The organism is Coprococcus sp. TM115-187, assembly GCF_027679115.1.
Taxonomy (GTDB): domain Bacteria; phylum Bacillota; class Clostridia; order Lachnospirales; family Lachnospiraceae; genus Allocoprococcus; species Allocoprococcus comes.
This window is the reverse complement of sequence record NZ_JAQEKS010000020.1, coordinates 1-22774: the sequence shown is the minus strand read 5'-3', so window position 1 is coordinate 22774 and position 22774 is coordinate 1. Positions and strand designations below refer to the sequence as shown.

The window sequence follows — 22774 nt, the reverse complement described above, 5'->3', positions numbered from 1 at the left end:
GTAACTCCTTACTTTTTCTTCTCTTTGTTGCTACACACCAGATGCCAGATAGCAAGCACCGGATGATACAACAGCATCCTTGGTCCTGAAAACCGCATAACCTGCCTGATCTGTTCTCTCATCTCCGGCTTATAACAATGTACCTTACAATTCGCACAAAACGTCTTTTCTTCCATAAATGGACACTTTTGACTTCTTTGTTTTGCATAATCCGAAAGTTTTTGACAGTCAGGACACATCTGCCCTTCCTGTCTTTTTTCTTTCGGATGTTTTTTTCGGCAATACAGCCGGATCATCTCTTCCACGACATACTGTTCTTTCTGCCGTTTCTTTTCTACTTTGTCCATCTTACTCTACGCTTTCTGCCATTTCAGCTTCAGGCTTTTCTGTCTTAACTCTTAAGAAGAAGTATAACAGGTGGCATACCCACACAACTGCGATACAGATTCTTCCGATTGGTACATTCTTCATACAGATAAAGCCGATTGCCATGACTACCGTTACCATTCCGATAATCTTGCATTTTGTTCCCATTGTCATGGCTCTTTTCTGAACAAAACTGTCCAGATGTTTCTTATAAAGATTCGTTCCTATGAACCAGTCGTGCAGTTTCTTAGAACTCTTTGCAAAGCAAAACAGTGTTGCCATATAAAACGGAACGGTTGGCAGGATAGGAAGTACAATTCCTATCGTACCAAGTCCCAGACAAAGAAATCCAAGCACGATCCATACTACTTTTAAAGGATTTTTCATCTTCTTACACCGCCAATACAAATTTTCTGCCATCAACCCTTGTCACGATATTCTGTCAGATTGGTTACTTCCAATGCCCACTGGATCATACGCTCATCTTCGGCACTGTCTCCCTGCATCATTTTCTTATGAGGGGTTCTTCCGAATGCCACCAGATTCTCAACAGTGATATCGTCTGATGCACTGTTATACTGCTGAACAATCGCAACCTTTCTGGCGAATTCTTTTAAGTTCAGGTTCTGGATGTTCTTACCCTTGAGGAAAATATTTCCTTTTCTCGGATAAAGGTTCTTTGTCATCAGGGAAAACAGTGTGGACTTACCGCATCCGTTCGCTCCCATAATCGTTGTAATCTTTCCTTCTTCAATCTTCAGGGATACGTCCTTTAAGACTTTATTTTTTCCATAGGAAAAATGCAAATCTCTGACTTCCATCGCAGGCTTGTCTGCCCACTTGTCCGCTTTTTTCGCTTTCTTTGCTGCTTCATTCTCTGTAGAAGTCAAATCCATATTCTTTTCTTTACTTCCCATACTTCTTAGACCTCCTTAACAGAATGATGAAGAATGGGCCTCCGACCACACTCATAATGATGAATGCAGATACCTCATACGGAGCGGCTATCGTTCTTCCGATGGTATCTGCCAACAGGAATGTAACTGTAACATCAGCAAGTGTTCCATGCGGATTTCCATACTTATCAAGTGTATAACCTGTTGTGAAATATTTCAGCTGACTTAAATATCCAAGTTTCTGTCCCACCGTCAAACCATTGAAGTTCAAAGTAATATAATATTTACCATTCTTTACAGTCAATTTAATAGTATGATCAATCGCTGCATCCGACATAGAAGCTGTTGTTTTATCAACTTTCACCATATTTCCGGTAATAGAATATACACCATCTGCAAGATTGCTGATATTCAATCCACTATTATTTCCATTAGCTTTTTGCTAATAAATCTTTAGTTATGATGTTTAGAGTTCTACGAGAATATTTTCGGTTACTCATTCCTAACTTCTTGTCTGAAAGATACCATAATTTGCCATCTGATGTCAACACCATTTTCGTACAAGTTTGTTGCCTGAATTGCAACAAATGAGCCGTTATTTCCTTTGTTTTTGTTGTTATTCAGGCAACAATGGACGTGAAAACGCCGTTATTGATAGCATTTTATCAACAACGGCATCTTATTGATTTTTTTCTTATTTTGTTACATGATATGCGCAAATGAGAATTTTTCTCATTTCTCATTTATACCCAGAAATATAATAATGCAGTGCTTTCCGGCATGTGAACCGGTCCTACACTACAGGTTACGGTAACTGGTACAATTCCCACTGTGCCGATTCCCGTCCATCGATGGATTCTGCACGCTTCCATTGGGATTTTCACAATATTATTCTCTATTTTTGCTTCTTCAAGAACTTCATTATGCTCATACTTTAGTGTTTTCAATTTTCCAGCCATCATTTCACCGTTCGCTCTGGAGTGTGCAGCCATCTCTTTCAGCTTTAATTCCAGATAGCTTTCTCCATTCTCCTGAACGATTTCGGCTATTTCTTCAAATCCTCTCATCGCCATAGAGTCTCTTCCCTGCCCCTGCTTTTTATTCATCCGGTAAAGCCGGAACACTACCGGATGCCTTTCACATTTCTGCAGATTGTGCTGTATCTCCTGATCCAGTTCATTCTCTTTTTTCTTGTATACTGATTTTTTCTCTGCATAGGCGTTAATCATCAGTTCCAGCATGTGGATGTCGATATTCTCCACTATAACATCCAGTGATTCCTCGATTTCTTCCGGTTTTGCACCGATTTCTTCCAGATATTTTTCAAGATTCTCATACAGGTTGGAATATCGTTCCAGCCATTCTTCTCCTGCAGGAGTAAATTCCAGTGATTCTGTCAGAATTCCTCTTTCTATGCAGTTTTTAAAATAGCGGTTCACCGTTGAACGGTTCACGCCATAATATTCTGCGATACTTCCCTGAGCTCCACGTTTCTTTTCTACTTTTGACAGGCCTTGTAAATATTGCAGTTGCAGCATTGTAGGTCTGTTCTGTCTCTTTAGATGTTCACCTTTTTCCATTTTCTTTTTCCTCTCTTCGTCACCATACATGAATATTCAATTCCCGATAATCGATTGGCAATGGCTTCTGTTCAAAACGGGTAATCGCAATAATTGCCACTGCTTCTGTGACCGGAATTCCTGTATTCGCAGTATAGGTAAAGATGTCTGTCGGCAACTGATAAACACCCTTTTCTTCTTTCGCCTGTATCCATTCTTCGTCTCTTCTGTACCATACACATCCGATAGATTCATCTTTTTTTGTCTTGAGCAGGAAGCAGTTCTGGGACTTTTTCACTCTCAATATGACGGAGTGTTCCAGTTTCTCATACTCTGTTGCAAGGAATCTCGGATTGCGTCGCTCCGGTTCATACACTCCAAATGCCATCGGGAAATCGCCATCCTCATAAAAGGTATACAAGTCCATATCGTCATAAACTCTATCGTATACGTCACCGTACTGCAGAAAGTTTTCAATTCCTTTTAATCCTTCCGGACTGATATAATGTTCCACTCTACAGGCATCTTCCTGCGCCCTCAGCTGATTCATTCCGCTTACCATCTGGAAGAACTGTGTCAGTTTCTCATGGCGTGCAAGGCACTCCATCCCTTCCAGTTTTCCCTTATCGGTCAGTTCCAGATGTCCGTTTTCCGGCTCACACAAAAATCCTTTTTTCACCAGACTCCGCACCAGGCCTGCCGCTTCATATCCGGTTATGTTCACTTCTCTGGCATACTCTTTCGATGTGATCTGTCTGCCCTGCCTCCATGTCCGGTAGACATATTCCAGAAGATCTTCTTCTAATTCGCCTCTGGCTTTTGTTACATCAATATTTCTGTTTTCAATCTTCTTTACCATTTTACCTTTCCCACCTGTCTTTTTTATATATTTGTCCGTTACACGATATCCGGTATTTTCTGCAAAAGCCTTCCATCCAGTAAGCATATCGTTTTTTTCTTGGAGCCTTCCTTTTTCTCTGCGACAAACCCCAGATTACAGGTGAAATGTATTTCACCCAACCACTGCTGTTCGTACTCTATGTGAAATGCTGTGGCAGGTATTTTGATGCTGTGATCATTTACTTCTGCCTTCTTCCAGATTCCATGCATATCCTGATACCAGATCGTTCTGTCATCCTCATTTTCTGGATGCTCCGTTAGTTCCAACCAAATTTCCCAAGGTTCTATGTGCAGCCAGCCATCCCTTTCAAACCGCATATCTTCAATAGCTGCTTTTCTCTCTTTTCCGATCTCTGTGGTGTAAAAGGAATACCACATCTGAAAAATCGTCCGCAGAATATCCTTTTGCAGGTATTCTTTTGCCACTTTCTTTGTTTCCATTACTTTTTTCCTCTGTTTTGTTTACCGATTACGCTTTGGTTAGTTTGCTCAAACTATGCAATTTTAATTATATTGTCCTTTTTTCAGGTTTGTCAATGCATTTTCCGCTACAACATTATAATTCCATATAAAAATATCCAAAAATATGTTTTTATTTCTTTTTTCACATACTTTTGGATATTTTCACTCTTAATTTCCTGTTTCCTTTAATTTTGACTCATCCGTAGTCTGTACGTCAACGCAGACTGCATGGATGGCAAGCCGCTTGCTGTATCCGTTCCCTGTACAGGTAGAAAGTGTCAGTATCTTGTTACTGGTCTGCGGCTTTACTCCTGTATCAACAGAAGTATTGATTCTCTTTCCAGAAACCGTCATCCTTATATTTTTCAGGCTCCCGAACATGCTTCCGTCATTCATATTGTGACCGTAGATAATGTTGTAATAATCCGAAAAATCAGATTTGTTAAGGCCTTCCAAAAAGATACACTCTGCGATGTGGCTGTTGCCATGCAAGTCGGTTCTCAGATATTTCTGATTGTCACCTGAATACAGAATTGGATAGTTGATGCCAAGTTCATCCTGATTATCAAATCGTATCCATCCGATAACATCTGAATTTTCAGCTTTCAGTTTGTCAAATTCTACTTTTACATCTGTAGCCCACCAGTCTTTTTTCTTCTGTCGTACTGTCTGTTGCCTATCATGTCCGGCTCTGCCTAAACTTCCATGAAAGTTGTTCTTTCGGCTGGTTGGTAAAAGATGGCATACGGTGCGGCGGTTCTTGGGTTTTTAAAGATTGTGACGCTGTATCGGGATTTGGTGATGATGTCTTTTTTAGTATAAAAAATTACTACTTTTTGCAATATTCATAAATATTAAACGGTTCTTCTCTTTTTTCAAATAAGATATCAGCTTCTTTCCTTTGATGAAAATCTGATTTCTGACACTCTTGGTCTTCTTTTTCCTGCACTAAAAAACGCCACAAATTGTGACGTTTTTTAGTACCTTTTATATTTCAGTGAGATTTCTTGATTCTAAAACTCACTTTTTCCATATTTTACAGTTACCACTGCAACAACTTTTTCATTTTCAAACACTTCATAAATGATAATATAGTTTTCTACAGTCAACTGCCTATATCCTTTAAAAGCATAAAATCCATATTTTCTTTCTGCCCCTCGATATGGCTGTTCTTCCAAACTTAAAATTGCTTTTTCAAGTTTTTCTGCCAGTGCAATTGCATTATCAGCATAATTACTAACAAGAAGTGCCTGCTCGTATATCTTATCAATATCTCCATATTCCTGTGGAAACATTTTTACGGTATATTTATCCCAAATGTTTCCTCCTGAGTTCTCCCAATGCCTCACATGCATCTAATAACTCTGCACCTTCTGCGACTTCCCGTTCTGCTTCAAAAATTGCCTTATCAATCTGATTTGTGCTGAGTAATTCTTCATAAGTTTCCATACTCATAACTACTAAATCTCCATAACCATTTTTTGTAATAAATACTGGTTGCTGTTGTTTGTGACATATTTCAGATATTTCATTTGTATTTCTTAAACCTGATGGAGTAGATCACTAACTTCTTTCTTCATTTTCCAAAACCTTCTGCTGATATCTCATGTCTGCCACCGTGTACACTGTGATGAAAGCCTTCGGATCAAGATTATTGATGTAATCCATGAGTTTCTGATACTCATTTTTATCTACGATCGTAATGATCTCGTGTCTTTTATCTAAATTGTACGCTCCGATGGCATCATAAATGGTTGCTCCACTATGAAGCTCATGCAGAATAAAATTCCGAAGTTCTTCTTCATACTTTGTAATAATACATACTCTTCGTTTCAGATTCTGCCCGAAGATAAAATGGTCTACCACCATCCCATTAAAATAAGTACCAAGAACACTTAAAACCACCGTCTTCTTATCATATACAAGTGCTGCCGAAAGCGCCACACACATACCGGCTAAAGACATGGCTTTCCCCAATTCGATGTGCAGATATTTATTCATGATCTTAGCCACAATATCAAGTCCGCCGGAAGAAGCATTCATATTAAAGAGAATACTGAGTCCTACACTGACTACCAGAACATAACAGAGGACATCCAGTTCCTGGGTTTTTGTCAGGGAACCGATATTCGGGAAAATCCGTTCAAAAATACCGATAAATACCGGCAGTAAGATACTGGTATACACGGTTTTCGTACCAAATTCCCGTCCACATGTTATGAATCCGATGATCAAAAGAACAACATTCAGGACCATTGTGATCACTGAAAGCGGTAAAGGTATAAAATTCGTAAGAATAATTCCAAGACCGGAAATACTGCTGACCGATGCATGGCTCGGCACCAGAAAGAAATAAACCGCTGCAGCGATAATTGCCACTGCAGCGGTAAGTGTAAATAGTTCCCATACAACTTCTTTGCAATTGATTTGTTTTTTCATTCTCAAACCTACCCTATCATGACATTTTTATAGAACTGCTATTTTACTTCTCTGCTCGGAAGGACTTGCAGTGCTATATATACAAGTATAGCGTATGCACAAAAAAATTGATAGTATTTTTTAATTTATGTAAATTTTGTTGAATCCTGTTGTTACTGTTCACTCCCGTGTCAATCACTACGCTGATTGGCACGGAGGATGCACGTTTTATCTTGAACGGCATCTCGCCCATCGCCAAAGGCGATTTAAAATGGCGAGATGCGTTGCTGGTCACAGGTACTGTGAACAGTAACATCCTGTCTTTTGAATCTTATTCAGCAATTGCATTCCCGGTGTACAACTGATAATATTTTCCCTTTTCTGAAATCAGTTGGTCATGGGTACCTCTTTCGATAATGCGTCCCTGTTCCAGAACCATGATACAGTCGGAATTCCGAACCGTAGACAGACGGTGTGCGATCACAAACGTAGTACGTCCATGCATCAGTCTGTCCATGCTTTCCTGAATAATACGTTCAGTACGCGTATCAATAGAGCTTGTAGCCTCATCCAGGATCAGTACCGGTGGATCTGCAACTGCTGCTCTGGCAATTGCAAGAAGCTGTCTCTGTCCCTGGCTTAAGTTTGCCCCATCCCCAGTGATGACCGTATCATATCCTTCCGGAAGTCTACGGATAAATCCATCTGCATTTGCCAATTCTGCTGCTGCAAAGATTTCTTCATCTGTTGCATCCAGTTTTCCAAAACGGATATTGTCTTTTACCGTTCCTGTGAACAGATGTGTATCCTGCAGTACAATTCCAAGGGAACGTCGCAGATCCGCTTTCCGAATCTTGTTTATATTAATTCCATCGTAGCGGATTTTTCCATCCTGAATATCATAAAACCGGTTGATCAGATTTGTAATGGTTGTTTTTCCTGCTCCTGTCGAACCTACAAAGGCAATTTTCTGTCCTGGCTCTGCATACAATTTCACATCATGAAGCACGATCTTATCATTATTGTACCCGAAATCCACACCATCAAATACTACATTTCCCTTAAGCTCAATATAATCTACCGAACCATCTGCCTGATGTGTATGCTTCCATGCCCAGCATCGGGTATGTTCCTTACATTCTATAAGTTTTCCATTTTCTTTTTTCACATTGACCAGAGTCACATACCCGTCATCTACTTCCACTTTCTCATCCAGAAGGGTAAAGATACGCTCTGCTCCTGCAAGTGCCATTACAATAGCATTCATCTGCTGGCTGACCTGATTGATCGGCATACTGAAGCTTTTATTGAATGTCAGAAAGCTTGCCAGTGCACCCAGTGTAAATCCTCCCACACCATTCAGCGCAAGGACACCTCCGACAATCGCACAGACTACATAACTGATATTTCCGATCTGCGCATTCAAAGGTCCGAGGTAGTTTGCATAGGTATTCGCACGGTCTGCGCTTACAAAAAGTGCCTCATTCAGCTCTTTAAATTCTGCCTTACTTTCTTCCTCATGGCAGAAGACCTTGACAACCTTCTGTCCATTCATCATTTCTTCAATATAACCATTGACTTTTCCAAGATTTTTCTGCTGTTCCAGGAAATATTTTCCGCTCTGTCCGGCGGCTTTCTTGGTACCAAATATCATAATTGCAACCATGATCATCGTCACAACCGTAAGTGGAATATTTAAGATCAACATACTGACAAATACACTGATGATCGTAAATCCGCTGTTGATGATCTGCGGAATACTCTGGCTGACCATCTGCCGCAGGGTATCGATATCGTTCGTGTAAATTGACATGATATCACCATGTGCATGGGTATCAAAATATTTGATTGGCAGCTTTTCCATATGTTCAAACAGCTCATTACGCATATTCATCATCATTCCCTGTGTCACATTGATCATGATACGGTTATATGCGTAAGTCGCAACGATTCCGATTCCGTAAAATACCGCAACCCTTTCAATTGCATGTGCAAGCGGTGAAAAGTTCGGTGTACCGTCAGACAGCAAGAACGGTGTAATATATTTGTCGATCAGATCTCTTGTAAACATCGTTCCCTGCACATTTGCGATAACTCCTACAAATATAAGGATAAATACTGCAATACAATGAACTTTATAATCACGGAAAATGTAGTTTATCAGACGCATCAAAAGTTTCCCCGGATATTTCACTTTATTCTGTGGTCTTCCCATCGGTCTTGGCATTATGCTTCACCTCCGTTTTCATCAAAATCTCCTCCGCCCTGAGTCTGCGATTCGTATACTTCGCGGTAAATTTCATCGGTCTTCAGCAATTCTTCGTGTGTACCAAATCCATGAACCTGCCCTTCATCCATAACGATGATACGGTCTGCATCCTGCACACTGGATACACGCTGTGCAATGATCAGCTTTGTTGTATCCGGGATTTCTTCACGGAATGCACGGCGGATCTTCGCATCTGTAGCAGTATCTACCGCACTGGTACTGTCATCCAGGATCAGGATCTTCGGTTTCTTAAGCAGTGCTCTTGCAATACACAGTCTCTGCTTCTGACCACCGGATACGTTGTTTCCTCCCTGTTCAATGTGGGTATTATATTTATCCGGGAAACGCTCAATGAATTCATCTGCACATGCAAGCCGACATGCTTCCATACATTCTTCGTCGGTCGCCTCTTTGTTTCCCCAGCGCAGGTTATCCAGAATACTTCCGGTAAACAGTACATTTTTCTGCAATACAACAGATACCTGGTTTCTCAGTACTTCCAAATCATAATCCTTGACATTCTTTCCGCCAACCAGGATTTCTCCGCCTGTCACGTCATACAGACGACTGATCAGATTCACCAGACTCGTCTTCGCACTTCCGGTTCCTCCAATGATGCCAATCGTCTCACCGGAATGGATGTCCAGATTGATATTCTTCAGGACTTTCTCTGCACTGCCTTTTTTGTAAGCAAAATCTACATTCTTAAATGAAATACTTCCATCTGCCACTTCATAAAGCGGATGTTCCGGATTATGGATATCGCTGGTTTCATCCAGTACTTCTGCTATACGCCGCATACTTGCCATACTCATGGAAATCATGACAAATACCATAGACAGCATCATCAGACTCATCAGAATGTTCATACAATATGCAAGAAGACTCATCAACTCTCCTGTTGTCAACGATTTCACTACGATCATCTTTGCACCAAACCAGCTGATCAGGATGATGCAGGTATAAACAGTGAACATCATGATCGGTGAGTTCCATATAACATTTTTCTCTGCTCTTACAAAAATATCGTAAATATTCTTACTTGCATACTGAAATTTACTTGTTTCCTGTTCTTCTCTTACATATGCTTTTACTACACGGATCGCAGATACATTTTCCTGAACGGATGCATTTAAAGCATCATATTTTGGAAATGCCTGCTGGAAATAAGCCGTTGCATGACGAATGATAAAGAAGAGGATCACTCCCAGAATCACAACTGCCACAAGGTAAATACTTGCCAGTCTGGCATTGATCATAAATGCCATCACCATTGCACAGATCATACTTGCCGGTGCTCTCATCATCATACGCAGCATCATCTGGTACGCATTCTGCACATTGGTCACATCTGTTGTCAGACGTGTAACCAGACCTGCTGTACTGAAATGATCAATATTTGCAAACGAATAAGTCTGGATCTGATCGAACATCTTATTTCTCAAATTCTTCGCAAACCCGGTCGAAGCCTTTGCTCCGTATCGTCCTCCTGCCATTCCGGCAAGCAGGCCACAAAATGCAGCCACGATCATAATTCCACCAACTTTGTAAATATGGTGAATATCTCCGGTATTGACACCCTTATCGATAATAGATGCCATCAGAAATGGAATCAATGTCTCAAACAATACTTCCAGAATCATAAAAAACGGTGTTGCGATCGATGCCGCTTTATATTCTTTTACTTCTTTTAATAAAGTCCGAATCATGAATTCTCTCCTTTCATTTTTTCCATATTGTAATAAACTTTATCGATCACATGCATAAATGCATGTAATTCTTCTTCTGTAATGCCTTCTTCCAACTGCGCATCCATTTTCTGAAAAATTTCTCCCAGTTTTTCATGGTTTTCCCGTCCTTTTTCTGTCAGCATTACTTTTTTCAGACGCGCATCATTTGCAACCGATGCACGGCAAATGTACCCTTTTTTCTCCAGAGTCTGGATAATATTTGTTACCGCTGAACGGCAGATACCAAAATACTTTTCTATATCTTTCTGATAAATTTCCTTATCCTGATGTTCATATAGATAGCGTAAGATCCAGCCATGCATCAGGGCAATCTCATCCAGTCCTTCTTCTTTTACACGCATTTCCAGCAGTTTTGAAATCGAACGGTCTATCCGGTGCACCTGATGTCCTACGTGGATTCGCTCTTCACATCCTTCACACAAATGACTTTCCTCCTTCCACTTTTTGCTTCTTCAAAAAAAGAAAACTGTTCACGAATAAATTGTTCATTCGTAAACAGTTTAATCTTAAACAAGTTTATCACAGATATTTCCCTGCTGTCAACCTGCTATTTACTATTTTCCATCCAATCAAAAAGCTCACAGTTTTTTGCGATCAAAACCGCTGAAACCGGCATTATCATTGTGCAGGAAATTGCTACAAAAATCATGGAAATACAGTTCTGAAAAAGAATTTTGGAGTTGAGCAACAGCTCAATGGAGTAATTCTGCATTCTCAAATACGCGAATAACAACAGCGATTCTCCCAGATATGCAAACAATAACGTATTAACCGTTGTTCCAATCACATCTTTTCCAATCTTCATTCCACTTTGAACCAGTTTGTTCATTTTGATATCCGGCTTATGACATTTCACCTCATATACGGAAGTTGTTACTGTCAGTGCCATATCGATCACAGCTCCTAGCGTGCTGAGTACAATTACGGCTGTTGCAACCTTGGGCATACTGATATCCAGGTTCATATTATAATAGAAAACATCTTCTCCGGCTGCCTGGATCTCATTCAAGCCTCCCGCCCCACTTTTCCATACGACCAGATAAATAAATGCAAATAACACACACATTGTAATTGCAACCGCAAGAAATGCACTCCAAGTTTTAATATTCGTCCCATTTTGATAAAACAAAGTGATACAGGAAATTAAAATTCCTGCACCGGCAGTAACCAGAAACACGGGTGCTCCGACGGCATAAAGCCAGATTGCAAGACTCAGGCACAAAATATTTCCCGCCAGAGCGATCAGAGACATGGCGCCTCTGTCCCCTCCGACAAGCACTACTACTATCATTAGAATCAGTCCCAATATGATCAACATCTTTTTTCCCTCTTTTTCACAGATAGTTTCATCATAACTGCTGTTATGAAAATAGACACTGGGATCGCCAGTACAATTCCGATACTTTCTACAAAGAAACGGCATAATTCACATGGAATATGCAATTTTACAATGGTAACAAAACGCACCTCATTGTTCATCCGGATCAAACATGTAGGAATCAGACCGCAGCCAAACACAAACAACAGCACATTGATCATTGTTCCCATAATGTCATATCCGATCTCTCTGCCCGAACGGAAAAGTTCCACAAATTTTACTTCCGGTTTCTGCTCAACAATTTCGCTTAAAGCCACCGATATGGCAACCGCCACATCCATGATGGCACCGAGTCCTGACAACAGGATCTCTGCATGGAAAATTTCATCCGGATTATCAATACTGCCCAGATATTCCATCGTCGAATAATCCAGTTCTTCCATATGCTGCATAACAAGATCAAATATCCCCATGATCATAAGCAGGACACATAGTGTTGTCAATAGTGCGGCAAAAGTTTTCCTGTGGATTCCATTTAATCCAACAAGCGTTACCACTGCGAAAAAAAGGATCAGTCTGCTACATACACTCAGAATTTCCGATGTGTCATCCGCCGTCCAGAAACCGATCACAAAAATCAGGATATTCAACATTGCTGTTATGATCGTCAAACCGCCCTGCCGTCCGGCAATCCCAAGGAGCAGAAGTGCAAGGAAGCCAAGCATAACAACCAGCATCGTATCCCGCTTTACTCCAATGATCGATGATCCCTTATAAAACACCCGGTCACCTTTATGGTATTTTTGGTCAGCCATTTCTGTTGTTGTGTATTCATTGGCAATCCGGACTTCTTTTCCTTTGTCTTTTCCGTTTAGGATCTTACCATAAAGACTCTGCTTATATTTCATTTCTTCTGTTCCACGTGTACTTTTGCTTTTCCCTTCTACAATTGTCACTACTTTTGTCACTTTCACGATCGGTGTCTGATACAGCCAGGCATCATTCATAACAAACAAAATTGCCAGCAGATACAACACACCTGCCACACAATAAAATCTTCCTTTTTTGTTTTTCATCAAATATCTGCTAATCTTTTTCCCGTATTCCTTCATGATCCATCTTTTCTCTTCTTATTTTTTTATCTGCATATCCGCATCTGTGATCCTGCAATACAAAGTCTCATCATTTGGTTCTTTATATGTCTCGAACGTTCCCTGAACGATAATTTCTGTTTCCTGTTCCGGATAATCTTCATCCGACAATTCTTCCTCATTTTTCCGGACAAATTCCAGTCCCTGCGCGCAGCACGCCAGCGCATCTTTGATCACGCAAAAATGATAGGTATTCCCTGTCGCTTCATCCTTACTTATATAATAATTCCCGTCGATCCGGATTGTTTTTCCTTCATACTGCTCCGGTTCCATCATCATCTGGTAAACTGTCGCGTAAACCATATCACTGTTCATTTCTGTAAGATCATAATCTACATCTTCTGTCTCCGTATTTTCTGAAGTGTCTGTACTTTCTTTTTTCTTGTCCTTTTCCTCTGTCTGTTCCTTCTGTTCTTCCGCTTTTGTCTGTTTCTCTAATACATCATTAACAGATTTCCCGTTATTCACTTTCTTGTTGCTGCTTGCATTATCTCTGCATCCGGTTATCAAAAGAATTCCCACAAACAATATCAGCCATTTCTGTAATTTTTTCACTTTATTTCCCTCCCGCGATTTTTTCGATCATGCAGCAGATCAAAAAGGCCACAATATCGGCTGCCACGATCGTTGAACCAACCGGTGTTCCTGCCAGGATTGACAAAAGCATCCCACTGATCGCACAGCACACAGATAATACAACCGAACATACCGTTACACTGAAAAATGTTTTAAAGATACGCATCGCGGATAGTGCCGGAAAGATGACCAGTGCCGAGATCAGTAACGAGCCTACCAGGTTCATTGCAAGTACGATGATCAGCGCTGTGATCACGGCGATCAGCAAATTATAACGGTCTGCCCGGATACCTGTTGCCTTTGCGAACGTTTCATCAAAGGTCACGCAGAAAATTTTATGATAAAATACGATAAATAACACAACAACCACAACCGACAATACCACACACAGCCACACCTGTTCAATCTTCAATGTCAAAATAGAAGTAGATCCAAATAATGTAGTACATACATCTCCTGAAAGATTAGGACCTGTCGCAAATACATTCATAAGCAGATAACCGATTGCAAGTGCTCCAACTGAGATCATTGCAATCGCCGCATCTCCTTTTATTTTTGTATTTTGTCCTGTCCGTAATAATAAAATCGCACATACGACCGTTACCGGAAGGATAAACAGCATATTGTTTGTAATATTTAAAACCGATGCCACCGCCATCGCTCCAAATGCAACATGGGATAAGCCGTCTCCGATAAACGAAAATCTTTTCAATACCAGTGTCACTCCAAGCAAGGAGGAACAAAGTGCAATCAGTACGCCAACGATCAGTGCATACCGCACAAAAGGATATCCCATATAAAATATCAGTTTTTCTATCATTTTTTCCCTCCTGTATTTTCCAGAGTTCTTCTCTTTGTATGCGCCCGCAGATAATTTTCTTTCGATTCAAAAATAATTTCCTGACCAATCTGCAGGATATGACTTGCATATTCCATTGCCCCACGGATATCATGCGAGATCATAATGATCGTTATCTTGTCTTCCCGGTTGATTTTCTCAATTAACCGATACATTTCTTCTGTCATTTGTGGATCCAGCCCGGAAACCGGTTCATCCAGAAGCAGGATTTTCCTGGTCGCACAAAGTGCTCTTGCAAGCAGAACTCTCTGCTGCTGCCCTCCGGACAATTCTCTGTAGCAACGTTTTGACAGATGAGTGATCTGCAGTTTTTTCATCATATCTTCTGCGTATTTTTTTTCTTTTGTACGGTAAAACGGCCAGAAGCCAAGATGATTCTGACATCCGGAGAGAACAATTTCTCTCACGGATGCCGGAAAATCTTTTTGCACCTCTGTCTGCTGTGGCAAATATCCGATTTCATTCTTCTTCAGTCCATCATGGAATTCTATTTTCCCGCTCACCGGTGATAAAAGTCCCAGTAAAGTCTTCATAAAAGTAGATTTCCCAGCCCCATTTTCCCCGATCACACACAGATAGTCCCCTTTCTTTACCGAAAGGTTTATATTCTGCACGACTGTTTTTCCTTCATATCCGATTGCCAGATCCCGACATATAATTTGTGCCATATTCCCTCCTACTGCAAAGCTTCTTTTAATACTTCAAGATTCTTTTTCATCACTGACAGGTAGGTTGTGCCATTCTTCACATCATCCGATGTTGTAGACTGCATAGTATCCAGTGTCAGGATCTTCTGATTTTTCTCTTTGGTGTTCTCAATGATCGTCTTTGCAATTTTCTGATTGGAATTTTCAATCGCCATGATATCCTTTAGTCCCAACTCATCTACTTTATTCGCCAGGAATGAAATTGTATCAAAGCTTGCTTCACTTTCTGCCGAGCATCCGACAAATGCAGCATAATAGCTTAATCCATAATCATCTACCAGATAACGGAATGGAAAACGATCGCCAAACAGCAGTGTTTTCTGTGACGCGCCATCAACAACTTCCTGATACTTAGCATCCAGGTCTTTCAGCTTTTCACTGTATGCAGATGCATTCTCCTGATAAATATCCTTATGATCCGGGTCTGCTTTTTCCAGCGCGTCTGCAATTGCCTTACTCAGCACTTCTGCATTTTTTACAGACAGCCATACATGCTCATCATATTCCGGTTCTTCTTCCTCTCCACCTTCTTCCTCTTCTTCAGGCTCCATTCCTTCGATCACTTCTTCCTCTTTCACACTGTTTCCAAGTACATCGAGCAGATTGACCACCTGCATATCTTTATTCTTCGCCTGTTTTAACGCATCATCCACCCATGCATCCGATTCGCCGCCAACATATACAAACAGGTCACAATCCGATACTTTCATGATGTCCTCTGCAGTCGGCTGATAACTGTGCAGATCCACACCATTGTCAAGAAGCATGGTGATATCCATCTGATCCGCTTCTTCTCCCGCAATCTGACGTACCCAGTCATATTCCGGGAAAATGGTTGTCACAACTTTAATATCGGAATCTTTCTGAACTTTTGTTTCTTTATTGGAATTTTCCTTCCGGCAGGCAGAAATGCCCAGAGTCGCCATCACAGCGACCAGTAGAATTGCTATATACTTTTTCATGAATAAAACCTCCATTATCTACACTTATTAAAAAATGGTACACCAAAGGAAAGGTATGACTTTTCATACCCTTTCTGCTTTATAAAAAGTTTTATTCAATCATTTAATCTTACCTTTTGATGAACTAACGAAATGGACAAAATGATCCAGAGCCCCGGTAAAGCAACAGTTTCTGCGATAAAGATCACCGGACTGGCGAAAAATCCTACTGCAGGTGTTGTTCCCAGATTCCGAAGGACCTGCTTTGCCTGATGAACGCAGGCACAGATTGGGCAGTCCTTTCCCGTACAGTTATGATTTTCCTCTCTGGCAACATAAAAAAGAGAAGCAAAGGTTACAAATATAAGAAAAATACATATAACCGCTGCCATACTTTTTTTCTTTCCTGTATCCATCTCCTTCTCCTTTCCCAGATTTCATCTGTTAATAAATTTTATCTATTCTTTCTTACTGCATTCACCGCAGATTCCGTAAAACACGGTACGATGCGGATCCATCTGAAAATCATGATGCTGCTGCATATGCTGTTTTAAGATTTCTACCTCATTGCACTGTAAATGGATCAGCTTTCCACATTTCTCACATTTACAATGATAGCAGTTTTCATGTTCTTCCCCATGATCTCCGATATATTCAAAACAGGCACTGCTCGAACCGTCTATCACATATTTTGCAACCAGTCCCTCTTTCACCATCTTCTCAAGCTGGCGGTAAATGGTCGTAGTTCCGATGGAAATCCCTTTTTCCCTGAAAAAATCACAGATTTCATTCACAGTAACATGTCTTCCCTGTACCGATTTCAGAAAGGTAAGAATCTCAGTCATTTGTTTTGTTTTATATGGTGCTTTTGCCATACTGACCTCCTCCCTTCAATTTGGAAATCGTTTTCATTTTATCACATTATTTTTATATGTCAATGAAATTTGAAAATGTTTTTCATTGTTCAAAAAATAACAGAAGCACCACACACAGATTACTCTCTGCATTGCGGTGCTCCTGCCTCTTTCTTTATTTAACCTTTTTCAATTTCTCTGGTTATTTTCTATTCGAATGACTGCTCTGTACGGTTGATGATCTCATCCTGAAGCGGTTTGCTTAAGTTACGGAAGAAATCACTGTATCCTGCAACACGCACGATCAGATCTCTGTAATCTTCCGGATGCTTCTGCGCTTCCTGCAGAGTCTTTCTGTCGATAACATTGAACTGTACATGATGTCCATCCATTGCAAAGTAGCTGCGGATCAGACTTGCCATATTGTCAAGACCTTTCTCTCCTGCTACGACGTCCGGTGTGAACTTCTGATTCAGAAGTGTTCCTGCTGTAGCAAGATGATCCATCTTAGCACATGATTTGATAACTGCTGTCGGTCCGTTCACATCTGCGGATTTTTCCGGTGAAATACCTTCTGAAACCGGGATGTGTGCTTTACGTCCGTTAGCTGTTGCTCCGATCACATCTCCGAAGTAAACATGGCAGGTTGTAGGAAGCATATCGACTCCGTACTTTCCGCCTCTCATAGTCGGACGTCCTGTGATCAGGTCATGATACAGATAAAATACGTCCTGCATCAGATCATCTGCGTAGTCATCATCGTTACCATATTTTGGTGTCTTGTCATGAACCATACGGTAGATTGCATCGTATCCTTCAAAGTTGTGATCCATTGCTTCGATCAGTTCTTCCATTGTGAAGTTCTTCTTGTCAAATACATTGTATTTAACAGCTGCAATACAGTCTGTAACGGTTCCAATACCAACACCCTGAATGTAGTTCGTGTTGTATCTTGCTCCACCTGCATTGTAATCTTTTGCATTACTGATGCAGTCGTTTGTTACAACGGAAAGACACGGTGCCGGCATATTTTCTGCATATAATCTCTCGATTACATTGTTTCCACGGATCTTAATATCGATAAAATGCTTCATCTGTTTCTTGAATGCATCCCACAGTTCATCAAATGTCTTAAAGTCTTTTGCATAACCAAGCTTCAGTCCGAGCTGTTTGCCTGACATTGCATCATAACCGTTGTAAAGAGTCAGCTGGAAAATCTTCGGAATATTCATATAACCGGTCAGGATATATGCTTCACTTCCCCATGCACCTGTCTCTACACAACCTGAAGATCCACCACGACGGGCATCTTCCAGAGTCTTTCCTGCATTAACAAGCTCCATGATCTGTGCTTCTGTATTGTAGAATGCCGGCTGTCCCCATCCTTTTCTTGAAATATCGCATGCTCTCTTGAGGAAACGTGCCGGTGTCTTCTTGCTGATGGTTACATTGGAGTTCGGCTGTACAAGCTTCATCTCATCCATACAGTCAAGAATCAGGTAGCTGACTGCGTTTACACCGTCTTTACCATCTGGTGTAACTCCACCTGTATTGATATTCGCAAAGTCTACATAAGTAGCACTTTCTTTTAAGGTAATACCAACCTTAACCGGTGCCGGCTGGTTGTAGAATTTGATCCATAAGCATTCAAGCAGTTCTTTTGCTTTCTCGTCATCAAGGATTCCTGCTTCTGTATCTGCTTCATAATAAGAAATCAGATGCTGATCCAGACGTCCCGGACTGAATGCATCCCATGGGTTCAGTTCTGTTGTAACCGCAAGATGTGTAAACCAGTATAACTGGATTGCCTGCCAGAAGGTCTGCGGTTTGTGAGCCGGAACAACTTCCAGGTTGGCTGCGATCTGCTCTAATTCTTTCTTACGTGTAGGATCTGCTTCTTTTTCTGCCATTTCAAGGGCAAGCTTGTGATATCTTTCTCCAAGAATGATAACCGCATCACATGCAATATCCATCGCTTTGAGTTCTTCCATTTTATCGGTAGCTTCCGGATCATTCATGAAATCCAGCGCATCCATAGTCTTTTTGATCTTTTCTTTGTATTCCAGATATCCAACTTTAAAATTCTGTTCACCACCGCATGTATGTCCAGGTCCTCTCTGCTCCATAAACTCTGTGAACATACCTGCTGAATAGCAGTCATTCCATTCCGGAGTCATAGCTGCAAGGATCTTCTCTCTCATGCTTCGTCCTGACCAGTAAGGAATGATTTCCTTCTCCTGGATCTCACGATCTTCTTCTGTTGTATGGAAAGATACGAGGTCACGTTCACTCATAACTACCATATCTTCTTTGCTGTGGCAGCAAAGTTCCGGGAATGTAGGAGAAGCCTGTGGATCTTTTCCTTTTTCACCAACGATCAGCTCACCGTCTCCCAGATAAAGTGTCTTCTTTGAAAAATATTCTTTTAATACCATGGCTCTCATAACCGGAATCGAATATTTTCCATCATTTTTTCTGTAAAAATCTGTCTCGATTCTTGCTCTTTCGAGATCAATGTGAACCGGTGTTGTAACACTCAGTTCTCTCAGCTTCTGAATTCTTTCATTCATGCCTCTTGCCATTTTCTTATCCTCCTATTTTTGTGTTGGTATACCCTGCATCCTGAAAAAGCTTTACAAAACTTTCCATCTCTTCTTTTTCCGGTGCATGTAAATCAGTTCCCTTGTATTCCATACCCAGCTTCGGATATTTACTGCTTCCTGTATTATGGTAAGGCAGCAGATTAACCTGTGCCGGGTGAATGCCGTGTTTCTTCAGAAAATGAATGGTATCTTCCATGTTCTGCACATTGCCGTTCACTTCTTTGATCGTCGGGATTCGGATGTAAATCCTTGCTCCTGCATCTGAAAGCTTCACCAGGTTATCCAGGATCAGCTTATTGTCAACTCCGATATACTTTTTATGCAATTCCGGATCCATCACTTTTACGTCATATAAAAACGTATCTACATACGGTAAAATTGCTTCAAATTTATCATACGAAACATATCCGCAGGTGTCAATGGTAAGCGAAATTTCTTCTTTTTTAAGCGCTTTCGCGATCTGTAAAATATAATCCGTTGACATCACCATCACTTCCCCGCCGGAAAGTGTGACTCCACCGCCGGACTGTTCATAAAACATCCGGTCTTTCATCAGCTCTTTTACCAGTTCCTTTACCGGATACTCCTGCCCGACAATCTCCCGAATGCCTTGCGGACAGAAATTATCACATTTTCCGCAAAGCTGGCATTTCTCTTTGTCAAGCTCCGGCTTTCCATCTACCATAGTGATGGCACCGTTCGGACAGACCTTCGCACAGGTTCCACATCCGACGCACTTTTCTTTATCACACTGAAGCTCTCTCTCAAAACGCTGTGTCTCAGGGTTGTGACACCACTCGCACTTTAATGGACATCCTTTAAAAAATACAGTAGTACGGATTCCATCTCCGTCATGGATCGAATACTTCTGAATATTCGTTACTAAATTCATGGTAGCTCTCCTTCTTGTCATTTTTCTTTTTAGACTAACGTTTGTACCATAGTCTAAAGATACCAAAAAAACAAAAAATTGTCAATCCTTTGGCAAACTTCTTCTCAAATATTTTTACAATCCTGATCTTCTTTCCTTAAGTAGACGAAACTCTGCACTCAGCTCATCACATATATAAAAAAGAAGAGATACTTCACAGACTGTTTTTATCTGCAAAGTACCTCTCACTTCTCTATTGTACATTCTTCAAAATCACACACTGATTACCTCTGGAACGAAAAGCCGATTCAAACTGTGCTCTGTCATAGCTCACAATCCCTTCGATCGGGTCTGCAACAGTCACACTGTCTGCACTGTATCCGATCAGTACAACACAATGATCGTTCATCGCCCAGCTGGCTTCTCTTCCATCTTCCGTATTCCAGCTTTCCATTATCTGACGTTCTTCCATACCAATTGTTCCCCATACAACCACGGGGGTTCCTTCACTTACAAAACGATACAGCTGTTCCGGCTCTGATCCTGTCTCGTCCTCTGCTTTCATTGCATTTCCATTATCTGCAAGATAGCCATCTGCTGCCGTCACGATTGCTCCCGCTCCGCAGCTTAATCCATCCGTCTCTGACTGTGGATTTCCTATAAAATAATTGTAAATATCATTTCCATATAAAGTTTCATTGTCTCCGTAATAAGTGTTGGTCCATCCAACTGTCGGTAAATATTTGAGTGCCATTGCCATCTTATCTGCAGAATATCCATAATAATTCAAAGCCATTGTAAGAGATGTGATCTCACATCCGGTAGGAAGCTCCGGCATCTGTCCTGTAAATGCAAAATCAGAAATACTGCTACTCTCCGGAAGGGGTGTCTTTTTCACCATTTCCGCTTTTTTTATCTTCTGCGTCTTTGCTGTCGTTTTCTCCACTGCTGTAACAGACTGTCTTGCTCCTTTGATCTGTTCTAATTTTGCTTCTATATATGTAGTATCTTTTAATGTAAATCCTACGATAACGGCGCCAACCAGTATCCCTGCTGCCGCTGCAATCCATTTTGCTGCACTGCGAATCTGCATTCGTATCTCCGTTTCTTAACACTTCTGTAACAATTCCGTCATATATACTACAACTTTTTTCGTGTTTCGTCAAATCTGCGGGGGAGTTTTCACAAATATTTCATAAATGAGAGTTGGCAGCACAAGTGATTCCAAATAGAAGGATTGCCTGCGCAATGGGTGCAGATCCGATAAAAATTAATCTGTCCTGCTGTTTTTTATCAATCGAATGAAATCCTGGCAAATACTATGCCATATATTTCTTCTTCAGTTCTTCCACCTTCGCGGTATAAGCCTCCTGCTGCTTTTTCTGCATGATCTCACTCTTAATCTGCTCTTTTACATCATCAAGCTTCGCATCTTCGGCTTTTTTCTTATCTTCCACTTTGATCAGATGGTATCCAAACTGTGTCTTGACCGGTCCAACCACATGTCCGATTTCTGCTGCAAATGCGGCATCTTCGAATTCTTTGACCATCTGTCCTTTTCCGAATTCGCCAAGATCTCCACCGTTTGCTCCTGACGGGCAGGTAGAAGATTCTTTTGCAACATCCTCAAATGCTTTCCCACCACTTACGATGGATTCAAGTAGTTCGTTACATTTGTCTTCGGAATCAACCAGAATATGTTTTGCATGAACAGATGCTCCTTTTGCAAATCTTGCTTTGTTTGCTTCAAAATATTCTCTGACCTCTTCATCTGAAATTGTGATTCCCTCAAAGATCTTGCCGATCGCCATCTGTGCAAGGATATCTTTTCTTGCATTTTCCAGAATTGCTTTAAACTTTTCTGTCTCGTCTAACTTTTCTTCTTCACCATATTTTGCAAGTGCATAAACTGCGATCAGCTGATCAACACACTGTTTGCGGAAATCCGGATGGGATGCGTATACCTGCTGTTCTCTCGGAAGGCTTGCGATAAATGCATCTACCTCTGCTGATGTAATTTCATGTCCGCAGATTACTGCTTCAACTGTTTTTTCCATAATTTCTTTGTACTCCTTTTTTCTCGTAGTGTTTCAATTGTACCATTTCATACGGTGTTAGTCAAAGTTGGTTTTATTTCTATGAAACTTCTCTTCATCTGATATCTTTTCTTCCAACTTCATGTTATACTTCGTTTAGGTATGTTTTTTTAGTTTTTAGAGATGAGCAAAACACATTGATCCAAAAGTAGAACTTGGCAGTTAGCTCCCATAAAG

General features: G+C 40.8%; 24 protein-coding genes and 3 pseudogenes. All 27 read right to left on the bottom strand.

The features are described 5' to 3' along the window. Positions 1-8: 8 nt before the first annotated feature. Complete coding sequence (locus PGW42_RS11995) at positions 9-347, bottom strand: nitrous oxide-stimulated promoter family protein (protein ID WP_117527746.1); 339 nt, start codon at positions 345-347, stop codon at positions 9-11. Position 348: 1 nt separating this feature from the next. Next, positions 349-753, bottom strand: coding sequence for a YbaN family protein (locus PGW42_RS11990; protein WP_118218183.1), 405 nt, complete (start codon positions 751-753; stop codon positions 349-351). A 38-nt stretch (positions 754-791) separates the two neighbouring features. After that, positions 792-1283 (bottom strand): annotated as a pseudogene (locus tag PGW42_RS11985) (ABC transporter ATP-binding protein); the annotation flags it as partial. Continuing rightward, a pseudogene (locus PGW42_RS16165) lies at positions 1273-1407 on the bottom strand (iron chelate uptake ABC transporter family permease subunit); the annotation flags it as partial. The pseudogenes PGW42_RS16165 and PGW42_RS11985, both read right to left, overlap by 11 nt. A 102-nt stretch (positions 1408-1509) precedes the next feature. Next, a pseudogene (locus PGW42_RS16160) lies at positions 1510-1677 on the bottom strand (NEAT domain-containing protein); the annotation flags it as partial. A 328-nt stretch (positions 1678-2005) separates the two neighbouring features. Beyond that, positions 2006-2842, bottom strand: coding sequence for a hypothetical protein (locus PGW42_RS11970; protein WP_270203648.1), 837 nt, complete (start codon positions 2840-2842; stop codon positions 2006-2008). 19 nt (positions 2843-2861) lie between these two features. Beyond that, on the bottom strand, positions 2862-3680 hold the full coding sequence (locus tag PGW42_RS11965) for a metal-dependent transcriptional regulator (protein ID WP_270203650.1): 819 nt from the start codon (positions 3678-3680) through the stop codon (positions 2862-2864). Positions 3681-3718: 38 nt separating this feature from the next. Next, positions 3719-4162, bottom strand: coding sequence for a hypothetical protein (locus PGW42_RS11960; protein WP_118198581.1), 444 nt, complete (start codon positions 4160-4162; stop codon positions 3719-3721). A gap of 189 nt (positions 4163-4351) precedes the next feature. Beyond that, a complete protein-coding gene (locus PGW42_RS11955) occupies positions 4352-4639 on the bottom strand; it encodes a class B sortase (RefSeq protein WP_243014346.1) in 288 nt (95 codons plus the stop codon). A 557-nt stretch (positions 4640-5196) separates the two neighbouring features. Next, positions 5197-5478, bottom strand: coding sequence for a type II toxin-antitoxin system RelE/ParE family toxin (locus PGW42_RS11950; RefSeq protein WP_270203652.1), 282 nt, complete (start codon positions 5476-5478; stop codon positions 5197-5199). 13 nt (positions 5479-5491) lie between these two features. Further along, entirely contained in the window at positions 5492-5710 is a 219-nt protein-coding gene (locus PGW42_RS11945) for a type II toxin-antitoxin system prevent-host-death family antitoxin (protein WP_270203664.1), read from the bottom strand. A gap of 36 nt (positions 5711-5746) precedes the next feature. After that, the gene (locus tag PGW42_RS11940; RefSeq protein ID WP_270203654.1) at positions 5747-6622 is read right to left on the bottom strand and encodes a YitT family protein; all 876 of its coding nucleotides are present in this window, start codon (positions 6620-6622) and stop codon (positions 5747-5749) included. 310 nt (positions 6623-6932) lie between these two features. Then, positions 6933-8828: an ABC transporter ATP-binding protein gene (locus PGW42_RS11935; protein ID WP_173687632.1), complete on the bottom strand. Its 1896-nt coding sequence runs from the start codon at positions 8826-8828 to the stop codon at positions 6933-6935. Next, positions 8828-10579, bottom strand: coding sequence for an ABC transporter ATP-binding protein (locus PGW42_RS11930; RefSeq protein WP_008374548.1), 1752 nt, complete (start codon positions 10577-10579; stop codon positions 8828-8830). The genes PGW42_RS11935 and PGW42_RS11930 overlap by 1 nt, the downstream gene beginning before the upstream one ends. Continuing rightward, positions 10576-11043, bottom strand: a complete 468-nt coding sequence (locus PGW42_RS11925) for a MarR family winged helix-turn-helix transcriptional regulator (protein ID WP_022220303.1) — start codon at positions 11041-11043, stop codon at positions 10576-10578. Before PGW42_RS11925 ends, PGW42_RS11930 begins: the two co-directional genes overlap by 4 nt. Positions 11044-11168: 125 nt before the next feature. Next, positions 11169-11939: a YibE/F family protein gene (locus PGW42_RS11920; protein ID WP_270203655.1), complete on the bottom strand. Its 771-nt coding sequence runs from the start codon at positions 11937-11939 to the stop codon at positions 11169-11171. Then, a complete protein-coding gene (locus PGW42_RS11915) occupies positions 11933-13015 on the bottom strand; it encodes a YibE/F family protein (protein WP_270203657.1) in 1083 nt (360 codons plus the stop codon). Before PGW42_RS11915 ends, PGW42_RS11920 begins: the two co-directional genes overlap by 7 nt. Positions 13016-13069: 54 nt before the next feature. Beyond that, positions 13070-13645: a hypothetical protein gene (locus tag PGW42_RS11910; RefSeq protein WP_117556994.1), complete on the bottom strand. Its 576-nt coding sequence runs from the start codon at positions 13643-13645 to the stop codon at positions 13070-13072. A gap of 1 nt (position 13646) precedes the next feature. Next, on the bottom strand, positions 13647-14486 hold the full coding sequence (locus PGW42_RS11905; protein WP_117556992.1) for a metal ABC transporter permease: 840 nt from the start codon (positions 14484-14486) through the stop codon (positions 13647-13649). Further along, positions 14483-15193 (bottom strand): metal ABC transporter ATP-binding protein, encoded by a 711-nt coding sequence (locus tag PGW42_RS11900; RefSeq protein WP_270203658.1) that lies wholly within the window; start codon positions 15191-15193, stop codon positions 14483-14485. The genes PGW42_RS11905 and PGW42_RS11900 overlap by 4 nt, the downstream gene beginning before the upstream one ends. Positions 15194-15201: 8 nt before the next feature. Beyond that, entirely contained in the window at positions 15202-16194 is a 993-nt protein-coding gene (locus PGW42_RS11895; RefSeq protein WP_270203659.1) for a metal ABC transporter substrate-binding protein, read from the bottom strand. A gap of 95 nt (positions 16195-16289) precedes the next feature. Further along, positions 16290-16589, bottom strand: coding sequence for a hypothetical protein (locus PGW42_RS11890; protein ID WP_117556986.1), 300 nt, complete (start codon positions 16587-16589; stop codon positions 16290-16292). A 42-nt stretch (positions 16590-16631) separates the two neighbouring features. Continuing rightward, a complete protein-coding gene (locus PGW42_RS11885; RefSeq protein ID WP_117824300.1) occupies positions 16632-17048 on the bottom strand; it encodes a Fur family transcriptional regulator in 417 nt (138 codons plus the stop codon). Between the two features lie 188 nt (positions 17049-17236). Next, positions 17237-19609, bottom strand: a complete 2373-nt coding sequence (hypD, locus tag PGW42_RS11880; protein WP_117556981.1) for a trans-4-hydroxy-L-proline dehydratase — start codon at positions 19607-19609, stop codon at positions 17237-17239. 4 nt (positions 19610-19613) lie between these two features. Next, the gene (locus PGW42_RS11875; RefSeq protein WP_195250478.1) at positions 19614-20522 is read right to left on the bottom strand and encodes a trans-4-hydroxy-L-proline dehydratase activase; all 909 of its coding nucleotides are present in this window, start codon (positions 20520-20522) and stop codon (positions 19614-19616) included. A 232-nt stretch (positions 20523-20754) separates the two neighbouring features. Then, positions 20755-21594, bottom strand: a complete 840-nt coding sequence (locus PGW42_RS11870) for a C39 family peptidase (RefSeq protein ID WP_270203660.1) — start codon at positions 21592-21594, stop codon at positions 20755-20757. A 226-nt stretch (positions 21595-21820) separates the two neighbouring features. After that, entirely contained in the window at positions 21821-22558 is a 738-nt protein-coding gene (locus PGW42_RS11865; RefSeq protein WP_118198569.1) for a peptidylprolyl isomerase, read from the bottom strand. Positions 22559-22774 lie beyond the last annotated feature (216 nt).

What these genes read in the sequence shown, in the direction of transcription:
- PGW42_RS11995 (WP_117527746.1), bottom strand. Translation starts at nt 347, where the DNA reads ATGGACAAAGTAGAAAAGAAACGGCAGAAAGAACAGTATGTCGTGGAA.
- PGW42_RS11990 (WP_118218183.1), bottom strand. Translation starts at nt 753, where the DNA reads ATGAAAAATCCTTTAAAAGTAGTATGGATCGTGCTTGGATTTCTTTGT.
- PGW42_RS11970 (WP_270203648.1), bottom strand. Translation starts at nt 2,842, where the DNA reads ATGGAAAAAGGTGAACATCTAAAGAGACAGAACAGACCTACAATGCTG.
- PGW42_RS11965 (WP_270203650.1), bottom strand. Translation starts at nt 3,680, where the DNA reads ATGGTAAAGAAGATTGAAAACAGAAATATTGATGTAACAAAAGCCAGA.
- PGW42_RS11960 (WP_118198581.1), bottom strand. Translation starts at nt 4,162, where the DNA reads ATGGAAACAAAGAAAGTGGCAAAAGAATACCTGCAAAAGGATATTCTG.
- PGW42_RS11950 (WP_270203652.1), bottom strand. Translation starts at nt 5,478, where the DNA reads ATGTTTCCACAGGAATATGGAGATATTGATAAGATATACGAGCAGGCA.
- PGW42_RS11940 (WP_270203654.1), bottom strand. Translation starts at nt 6,622, where the DNA reads ATGAAAAAACAAATCAATTGCAAAGAAGTTGTATGGGAACTATTTACA.
- PGW42_RS11935 (WP_173687632.1), bottom strand. Translation starts at nt 8,828, where the DNA reads ATGCCAAGACCGATGGGAAGACCACAGAATAAAGTGAAATATCCGGGG.
- PGW42_RS11930 (WP_008374548.1), bottom strand. Translation starts at nt 10,579, where the DNA reads ATGATTCGGACTTTATTAAAAGAAGTAAAAGAATATAAAGCGGCATCG.
- PGW42_RS11920 (WP_270203655.1), bottom strand. Translation starts at nt 11,939, where the DNA reads ATGTTGATCATATTGGGACTGATTCTAATGATAGTAGTAGTGCTTGTC.
- PGW42_RS11915 (WP_270203657.1), bottom strand. Translation starts at nt 13,015, where the DNA reads ATGAAAAACAAAAAAGGAAGATTTTATTGTGTGGCAGGTGTGTTGTAT.
- PGW42_RS11905 (WP_117556992.1), bottom strand. Translation starts at nt 14,486, where the DNA reads ATGATAGAAAAACTGATATTTTATATGGGATATCCTTTTGTGCGGTAT.
- PGW42_RS11900 (WP_270203658.1), bottom strand. Translation starts at nt 15,193, where the DNA reads ATGGCACAAATTATATGTCGGGATCTGGCAATCGGATATGAAGGAAAA.
- PGW42_RS11895 (WP_270203659.1), bottom strand. Translation starts at nt 16,194, where the DNA reads ATGAAAAAGTATATAGCAATTCTACTGGTCGCTGTGATGGCGACTCTG.
- PGW42_RS11890 (WP_117556986.1), bottom strand. Translation starts at nt 16,589, where the DNA reads ATGGATACAGGAAAGAAAAAAAGTATGGCAGCGGTTATATGTATTTTT.
- PGW42_RS11885 (WP_117824300.1), bottom strand. Translation starts at nt 17,048, where the DNA reads ATGGCAAAAGCACCATATAAAACAAAACAAATGACTGAGATTCTTACC.
- hypD (WP_117556981.1), bottom strand. Translation starts at nt 19,609, where the DNA reads ATGGCAAGAGGCATGAATGAAAGAATTCAGAAGCTGAGAGAACTGAGT.
- PGW42_RS11875 (WP_195250478.1), bottom strand. Translation starts at nt 20,522, where the DNA reads ATGAATTTAGTAACGAATATTCAGAAGTATTCGATCCATGACGGAGAT.
- PGW42_RS11870 (WP_270203660.1), bottom strand. Translation starts at nt 21,594, where the DNA reads ATGCAGATTCGCAGTGCAGCAAAATGGATTGCAGCGGCAGCAGGGATA.
- PGW42_RS11865 (WP_118198569.1), bottom strand. Translation starts at nt 22,558, where the DNA reads ATGGAAAAAACAGTTGAAGCAGTAATCTGCGGACATGAAATTACATCA.